Consider the following 8,044-nt stretch of genomic DNA (forward strand, 5'->3'; position numbering starts at 1 on the left):
GCCCCTGTGCGGCCGACGCGGCGAGTGTGTCGCTCGCACCCTGCCCAAGCGGGGCCGATGCCTGACTTGCGGATGCACCCGAGTCCTGAGTGGTGTTTCGTGACCCGTCTTTGCCGCATCCATTGATGACAGCGCTCAGAGCGAGGATGCAAGAGAAAGCCCATGCTCGCTTCATGATACGGTTATCTCCCGGTTGTCTGGCTTGCGGCGATCTCCAACGATTCAAGATTATCGCTAACGGCGGAGCGAATCAACGTTTGGCGGATGCAGGATTTATTTCTTCGACCGAATTTGATCGCAACCTTGAATGCCTGAACTTTCGAGCGCGGTGCGAAAATGAACAATCAGCCTTGCCCGTCAAGCTTACTTCGCCAGGACGATGTGCGTGGCACGCTCCGTTGCTACATGCTCGACTGTCCGATATCCCAGGGTACGAAGATCCAGACCGCCAAAGAGCGATTCCCCCTGGCCAAGCGCAACTGGAGCAAGGGCAAGGTGAATCTCATCCACATAGCCGGCTTGAATGTATTGCTTCACGGTCTCGACACCGCCGCCAATCTTGACGTCCTGTCCGCCCGCCGCGTCGCGCGCCTTCTCTAGCGCTTCTCCAATGCCGCCGGAAACAAAATGAAATGTCGTTCCGCCGATCATCTCAATCGGCGGTCGTGGATGATGGGTGAGCACAAAGGTTGGCGCGTGATACGGGGGATTGTCACCCCACCAGCCTTTCCATTGATCGTCCGGCCATTCCCCACGAATCGGGCCGAACATGTTGCGTCCGATAATGAAGGCACCGAAACCTTCCATTGCGCGTCGGGCGAATGTGTCGTCGAGGCCGGTTTCACCACCTTCCTTGCCCAGCATCTGACGAAAGGTCTGCGTCGGGAAAAACCATTGGAAGATTTCTTCGCCTCGCAGACCGAGAGGGTGATCTAGGCTTTGAGCGGTTCCTGCGGCAAAGCCATCAAGTGAGACACTAAACCCGGCAACTTTTATCTTGGTCATCAATTTCCTCGTTGGCGCTGTAAGTGATGCGGCTTCGACGCCAAATGATAATTTGGCTCTCATCCACACGACGCGCGGTGCAACTGCAAATCGACAGCGATTCCACCCGGTGAAAACCCGCATGCGAACGCCGCGCGGCCTGTCAAACGGCGGGGCGCACCATCACCAGATCCCGATGTATATCGTCACCGCATTGGAACGACGTGTCGCCGACGGTAGCAAAGCCGTTGCGCGCGTAGAAGCGTATTGCCTTTGCATTCTGATCGTTCACCGTCAACCGGACACGTCCAGGCAGGCTCGCAACGGTTGCAGAAAGCAGCCTTTGCGCAGATCCGGTTCCGTGATGCGCCGGTAGCACGTAGCACCGGGTCAACTCCGGAATGCCATCGGCCAATGGCAGGTTCAAGGTTCCAGGAGCGTGATTGACCAGACTGAACCCGATGATCGTCCCGGCATCGTCCAGTACACGAACATCGACCTTGCCTTCCGCCAAGGCCGATTCGAAACATGAACGCGTCAGGTTCTCGTCGATATACCTTTGAAGTTCTACCTGCGCAGTTCCTTCCGGACAAGCCAGCGCGAATGTCTGAACGGCAACAGCACTGATGGATTCTGCATCGGTGAGCAAAGCTGTACGTATATGCATGGTTCGATTCGAGACTGAAGTTGCCAGCGGCAATAGTGCCACGCTCCGCGCATCATTTGCCGCAGCGAAAGACCGAGCTCGGTCAACTCGGACGAGACGCTCCTTCGACTGGCGCGCGTGGATTCCGGTGCAGCGGCGTGACCCAAGGCCGTGCCATACTTGCGTACCCTCCCTGCTCCTACCTGAACGATCGTGATGACTGCAATCCCCGCGTCCATCGGCTTTGATACCAACCCCCTTGACCGCCGCTCCGACAAGCGGAACGACCACGCCTTTATCGAACGTCTGCGCAACGACCCGGGTTCCCGCTTTCTCGTCTTCAACGGCGACATCCCCTTGCTCAAGCAAGGCAGCGAACGCGATCCGTGGTTCCTGGCGAGCGAAACAACGGCTTTCGGCGAACCCACTCAAAGCGTCTTCCTCGGGGAGGAAAGCGATGGAACTGGACGCTTCGCTCTCGGCTTCACGCTCATGCCGGAGGATTCATCGGCAGACCCGATCCACGACCGCATCGACCTGCGCTCGATTGCAATGCAGGGTCTCGTTGCGCCCGGCACACTTGGCATACTGGGCGAAGCGAAGTCGATGCTCGACTGGCATCGCCGCCACTCCTTCTGCGCGAACTGCGGCTCCGCAAGCCGCGTTGCGGCGGCCGGCTGGCAACGAATTTGCGATGTTTGCAGCGCACACCACTTTCCACGGGTCGATCCGGTCGTGATCATGCTGGTGATCGACGGCGAACGGTGTCTGCTCGGACGTCAGCGTCAGTTTGCTCCTGGAATGTACTCAGCCCTCGCCGGCTTCGTAGAACCGGGTGAGACTGCGGAAAGCGCCGTTCGCCGCGAAGTCATGGAGGAAGCCGGTGTGAACTGTGAAGGCGTTGTCTACTTCGCGTCTCAGCCATGGCCCTTCCCTTCATCGCTGATGATCGGCTGCTTTGCGCAGGCGAGCGACACAAACATCGTCGTCGATACGGATGAACTCGAAGACGCTCGCTGGTTCTCACGCAAGGAGGCTGCGGAAATGCTCGCGGGCACGCATGCGCTCGAGCTGTCAGCGCCCCAGCCGTTTGCAATCGCCCATCATCTATTGCAGGCGTATGTTGCTAAAGGCGCTTCGGTTTTGAGCAGTTGAGCTTTGACGGATCGTTCCTTTCTCTGAAAAATGTCGACACGTCATAACGCGGCGTACACCGCGCTTCTGGCAGCCGCCCTGTTCGGAGCGACCACGCCGCTGGCCAAGATGCTGCTTGGCGCTTTGTCGCCTTTCATGGTCGCGGGTCTTTTTTACCTCGGCAGCGGAATCGGACTTGGGATTGGAATTGTCTTCCAGCGTCTATTCCGGACCGCTCGTGAGCAAAAGGATCAAAGTCACATCCGGCTGGCCGAGGTGCCGTGGCTGTTCGGCGCAATTGCCGCGGGCGGCGTTGCAGGGCCCGCGCTCCTGATGTTCGGATTGAACACGACACCTGCCGCTGCCAGTTCACTCTTGCTTAACCTCGAAGGCGTGTTCACGGCAATATTGGCCTGGGTCGTGTTTCGGGAAAACGTGGACCTGCAGGTTTTTCTCGGGATGGTCGCGATCGTTGCGGGCGGCGTCGCGCTTTCCTGGCAGCCGGCCTCAGTTGGCGTGTCCCTGGGTGCGTTGCTGGTGGTCGCGGCCTGCGTTTGCTGGGCCATCGACAACAATCTGACGCGCAAAGTCGCGACCAACGACGCAATGATGATCGCCTGCCTGAAAGGGCTGGTGGCGGGGTCGGTCAACCTGGGTCTAGCGTTCCTGCTTGGAGGGCGACTCCCGGGCTTATTCAACACCGCCTCAGCGATGCTGACCGGCTTTGCGGGCTACGGCGTGAGTCTGGTGCTTTTCGTGGTTGCGCTACGCAACCTCGGTACTGCTCGCACGGGCGCATATTTCTCGGTTGCACCTATCTTCGGCGTCGCTTTATCGCTCGCGTTCTGGCCGGAACTGCCTTCAACTCTTTTCTGGATTGCCGCCACGCTGATGGCTTTCGGCGTCTGGCTTCATATTCGCGAGCGGCATGAGCATCCCCATACGCATGAATTCCTGGGGCATAACCATCGGCATCGGCACGACGAGCATCATCAGCACACGCATGATTTCGAGTGGGATCCAGCGAAACCTCATTCTCATCCCCATCAGCATCGACCCGTCACTCACAAGCATCCCCACTTCCCGGACATTCATCACCGGCACAGCCACTGATTCCGACGTGACCTCGGCTTGAGAGAGCGCGAATGTAGATCCCGCGCCAGTGCAATGCAGGCGCGATAGCGGCGAAACGGTAACGTTTGAAAACAAATCTGTGGGACCGTGCCGGATGTGTCGTTGTTAAACTGCGGGTTTTGCACTGCACCAATGCTTACAAAAGCAAGGGAACGACAACATGAATAACCGGGAATTATTGGACACCGCAGCGCCGAACAAAAACAGCCATGTCATGCCTGGAGCGCGTGCGGCCCTGTCCCTCGCGATCGCTGCAATGCTTTCAGCATGTTCGCTGGCGCCTGGGCAGCACATGATCGAACCGGCTGCATTGCCTGTTACGAGCGCCGACAACGGCGACGTGACGAGCGACATCCAGATTCCGATCAAACAGATCGACCTGACGCTGATCCGCCAGATTCGCGCGGACCAAAAGAACGTGGACAAGACGGCAAGCCAGCTCGGTCTCTTCGCCAAGTCGACCGGATACAAGCTTGGACCGGGCGACGTATTGCAGATCACAGTATGGGATCACCCTGAACTCGCGGCTGCAGTCGGCCAGCCGGCACAGAACACAAAGCCGTCAGATGCTGCGGCCGGCTTCGTGGTGGATAGCGATGGCAACCTGCAGTTTCCCTACGTGGACCGTTCAATCCACGCGTCGGGCAAGACTGCCCAGCAAGTCCAGCGCGAGATCAACACCGAGCTGAGCAAGGTGTTCGTAAAGCCGCAGGTCACGGTTCGCGTGGCGTCCTTCCGGTCATCGCAGGTGTATGTGGATGGTGATGTGCGTGCACCGGGTGCACAGACGGTCAATGACATTCCGATGACACTGACCGAAGCGGTGAATCGCGCCGGCGGTTTCGCACCGACTGCCGACCAGAGCCGCGTGACGATCACGCGTAACGGTAAGGCCTACCCCGTGAACGTCGCGCAGATGATGAAGCAGGGCAAGAACCCCGCTGACATCATGCTGCAGCCGGGCGACATGCTTCATGTGGACGCGCGCGAAGACAACACCGTGTATGTGATGGGCGAAGTCAACAAGCCGTCACCTGTACCGCCGCTGCGCGACGGCACGCTCACGCTTGCGGAAGCACTTGCACAAGCGGGTCAGTTGAACCAGGAAACGTCGAATCCGAAGCAGCTTTTCGTGCTGCGCTCGACAGGAGGCGAAACGCCGGTGATTTATCGCCTGGACGCTCGCTCGCCGGTTTCCATGCTGCTTGCGAACCAGTTCCCGCTTGAGTCGAAGGACATTGTCTATGTCGATAACAGCGGCCTCGTCCGTGCGAACCGGGTGCTGAATCTGTTCCTCCCGGCAATCAACGCGGGCCTGACTGCGGCGATCGTTACCAAGTAATTTGCTCGCGGCGCCAAAGGCCGGCGGGTTTTGCGGGATCGTCATTGAACGGTGGGGAGCTCAGTCCAGTCAGTTGTATGGGCTGACTCTCGAATGGCCGACACAAGGCGCCTCCTCAAACAGTCGATTCAGCGTTGGTGACATCGATCTTCATGGTCGTCGGCTCGAAAGCTGAAGGACTGATTTTTCATAAAGTGACCAGATATAGGCGCCAGAGTCCGGCATCGGCTTGAGCCCTACCCGGTTGAAACCGAGTGACTCGTAGTAGGCGCATAGCTTTGCATTTCCCACGTCGCAGTCAAGCCGAACAAAACGGCGGTTCAAGGCGCTCACCTTGCCGGCGCACCAGTCGATTGCGACGCTGCCAAGCCCGCGGCCATTGAAGCCCTTCCTGACGCAGATCCCATGCACATATCCGGCGTCAGGCTCTTGCGGCCCCCAATGCGCTTCGTCATCCCAGTCGAGCGAGAACGTTCCAACGGGCGTGCCGTCCTGCTCGACGACGTAGACGTCTCTTCGAGAGAGGCTGTCTAATACCCAGGTTTCGCTAAATCCGTCTCCTTCCTTACCCCACGCATAGTCGCAGTGGGCGACCTTTTTCTCGTGTGCGTCGTTCCGGATCTGCGTAAGCGTGGGCACGTCCGTGGCCGTTGCCCTGCGGATGCTTGTGGACGTCATCGCTCCTCTCTCTATTGGCTTCAAATCAGCTCCGCTGCGTGAACGATAATCAGCGCGGCTGGCACGAGCATAAGCTGTGCGCACAAGGCGTAAGCCCGCGTTGCATGACGTGAATTACAAATGTAAGTCCGCAGATAACGAAAAGTTGGGTATCCATACGATCCCAACAGGGCGGGGGAATTGAAGTCTACCGGAGCATTGTCGCCGCTTCGATTGTTCGATATCGAACATCACTGGCTGGTGAAGGCCGGGATATGGAAAAAGCGCCGGCTCGACGTCCAAGCCTGCGCCCAGGAATGAGCCATGCGCGGTAGACCTTGCATCAATGGAGAGACACGCAAAATGACGAACGCAACCAAGGCCTGGCCGCTGCTCCCGGCATTAACGCTGTTGCTTGCTGCATGTGCCACAGGAGGCATGCAGGCAGGCACGGGGACGCACCTTAGCGCCACAGAATGCCGTGCCTTGACGGAGATCAGGAACAAGGCACCGGTTACCCACGAGCGCAACATGAGTGAACTTGCGGCCCTGGAGAAGGCGGGCTATCACCCAGGGTGGTTTTTTGATCCTTACTACCCAGCTGATCTTCAGGCAGCACAGCGTCAGGTCAATATCTGGTATGCGACGGATTGCCCGCAAATCGCTCCCGGTTGAGCGGAAGCCGGGTGAAAAAAGCAGACGCTAGAGTATCCATGCCTTAAGACACGAGAAGTATTTACCGAACCAGTCGTCGTTGCGGCTCGCTGGCGCTCGTTAATAATCTGATAAATAAAACTATCGAATCGCTCAGCAATCTCGCGCATGATTTTCATGGGAATAAAAACAACTAATTCAAATGCTTTTTTTGGAACTCACATAAACTCCGGACGTCGTTGCGCGATTAACTGCTGGACAACACCTCATTTACCCTGCCCCCATTCCAACGCTCCCCTCAGCTCCAACATGCAGATTCAACCGTCATACAATACGGTTATCAAATCGTCAGGAAATAATTATCGATTTTCCGCCGCTAATAGGAATGTCCATTTTTCGTCGATCATTGCAGTTACTATCAATTACACTCATTACCATGTTTTACGAATTATTTAAGCTGAAACTTCAGTCGATTAACGCATTTCTCTTAGACTTTCTATTACGAAAACGACAACCCGAAAATCAATGGCATTGAAAAAGGTATTGTCTATCTTCGGGACCCGGCCCGAAGCCATCAAAATGGCGCCGCTGGTGAAGTGGATCGAAGCGGACCCGGACCTGGAATCCATCGTGTGCGTGACGGGGCAACACGAGTCGATGCTGCAACAGGTCCTGGACCAGTTCGATATCACGCCCGATCATCGCCTGAGCGTGATGAGGGAAAACCAGACACTCAACGGACTTGCAGCGCGCGTGCTGGATTCGCTTAACGGCGTATTCGATATTGCCAAGCCCGATCGTGTGCTGGTTCACGGCGACACAACTACGGCTTCGTTTGCTGCAATCGCGGCGTTTCATCGGCGAATCCCGGTTGCACATGTAGAAGCCGGCCTGCGTACGGGTGATCTGTCGCAACCCTGGCCCGAAGAGATGAACCGGCGTGTTGCGGACATCGTCTGCGACCTGTTGTTCGCGCCGACCGCGGGAGCGAAGGCGAATCTCGAAGCGGAGAACCTGCAGGGCCGCGTGGTGGTCACGGGCAACACAGTGATCGATGCGCTCATGATGACGGCCGCGCGCATCGATGCCGACGCACATCTGCGCAAGCGTCTGGACGCGGCCCTGCCGTTTGCCAGCGATGGCAAGCCGATCCTGCTGGTCACGGGGCATCGGAGAGAAAATTTCGGCGATGGCTTTCATCAAATCTGTCTCGCGCTGCAGGACATCGCGCGACGCGACGCGGTGCAGATCGTCTATCCGGTTCACCTCAATCCGAATGTCCGCGAACCCGTGCTGGCCATGTTGCGAGGCGAGCCGAATGTGCATTTGATCGAGCCGCTCGATTACCTGGGGTTCGTGCGGCTGATGCAACGAGCGGCAATCGTGCTGACCGACTCGGGCGGCGTGCAGGAAGAAGCGCCGGCACTCGGCAAGCCGGTGCTTGTCATGCGCAATATCACCGAGCGGCCGGAGGCAGTCGAAGCCGGCACGGA

8 protein-coding genes are annotated in these 8,044 nt (G+C 57.8%); 5 read left to right on the plus strand and 3 right to left on the minus strand.

What is annotated here, in order from left to right; genetic code table 11:
- Nucleotides 1-363: 363 nt before the first annotated feature.
- Nucleotides 364-1,005, minus strand: coding sequence for a dihydrofolate reductase family protein (locus ACRXB1_RS24380; protein WP_449493494.1), 642 nt, complete (start codon nucleotides 1,003-1,005; stop codon nucleotides 364-366).
- Between the two features lie 142 nt (nucleotides 1,006-1,147).
- Nucleotides 1,148-1,651, minus strand: a complete 504-nt coding sequence (locus ACRXB1_RS24385) for a GNAT family N-acetyltransferase (RefSeq protein WP_449493495.1) — start codon at nucleotides 1,649-1,651, stop codon at nucleotides 1,148-1,150.
- A gap of 195 nt (nucleotides 1,652-1,846) precedes the next feature.
- On the opposite strand from ACRXB1_RS24385, the gene nudC reads away from it, so the two are divergent.
- The 3 genes from nudC to ACRXB1_RS24400 all read left to right on the plus strand — a co-directional run bounded on the left by nudC (nucleotide 1,847) and on the right by ACRXB1_RS24400 (nucleotide 5,240).
- Nucleotides 1,847-2,785, plus strand: a complete 939-nt coding sequence (gene nudC / locus ACRXB1_RS24390; protein WP_174362362.1) for an NAD(+) diphosphatase — start codon at nucleotides 1,847-1,849, stop codon at nucleotides 2,783-2,785.
- 30 nt (nucleotides 2,786-2,815) lie between these two features.
- Entirely contained in the window at nucleotides 2,816-3,877 is a 1,062-nt protein-coding gene (locus tag ACRXB1_RS24395; protein WP_174362361.1) for a DMT family transporter, read from the plus strand.
- A 181-nt stretch (nucleotides 3,878-4,058) separates the two neighbouring features.
- Nucleotides 4,059-5,240 carry a polysaccharide biosynthesis/export family protein gene (locus ACRXB1_RS24400; protein WP_083637763.1) on the plus strand — a complete coding sequence of 394 codons (1,182 nt, stop codon included), beginning with the start codon at nucleotides 4,059-4,061 and terminating at the stop codon, nucleotides 5,238-5,240.
- A 150-nt stretch (nucleotides 5,241-5,390) separates the two neighbouring features.
- Here ACRXB1_RS24400 and ACRXB1_RS24405 read toward each other — a convergent pair whose 3' ends face one another.
- A complete protein-coding gene (locus tag ACRXB1_RS24405; protein ID WP_449493496.1) occupies nucleotides 5,391-5,918 on the minus strand; it encodes an N-acetyltransferase family protein in 528 nt (175 codons plus the stop codon).
- A gap of 342 nt (nucleotides 5,919-6,260) precedes the next feature.
- Here ACRXB1_RS24405 and ACRXB1_RS24410 point away from each other — a divergent pair, with 342 nt between their 5' ends.
- Complete coding sequence (locus tag ACRXB1_RS24410; RefSeq protein ID WP_174362358.1) at nucleotides 6,261-6,572, plus strand: DUF4148 domain-containing protein; 312 nt, start codon at nucleotides 6,261-6,263, stop codon at nucleotides 6,570-6,572.
- Nucleotides 6,573-7,076: 504 nt separating this feature from the next.
- Nucleotides 7,077-8,044: non-hydrolyzing UDP-N-acetylglucosamine 2-epimerase (gene wecB / locus ACRXB1_RS24415; RefSeq protein WP_449493497.1), on the plus strand; the 968-nt coding region annotated here is incomplete at its 3' end.

It is taken from the genome of Caballeronia sp. M23-90 (assembly GCF_053574605.1).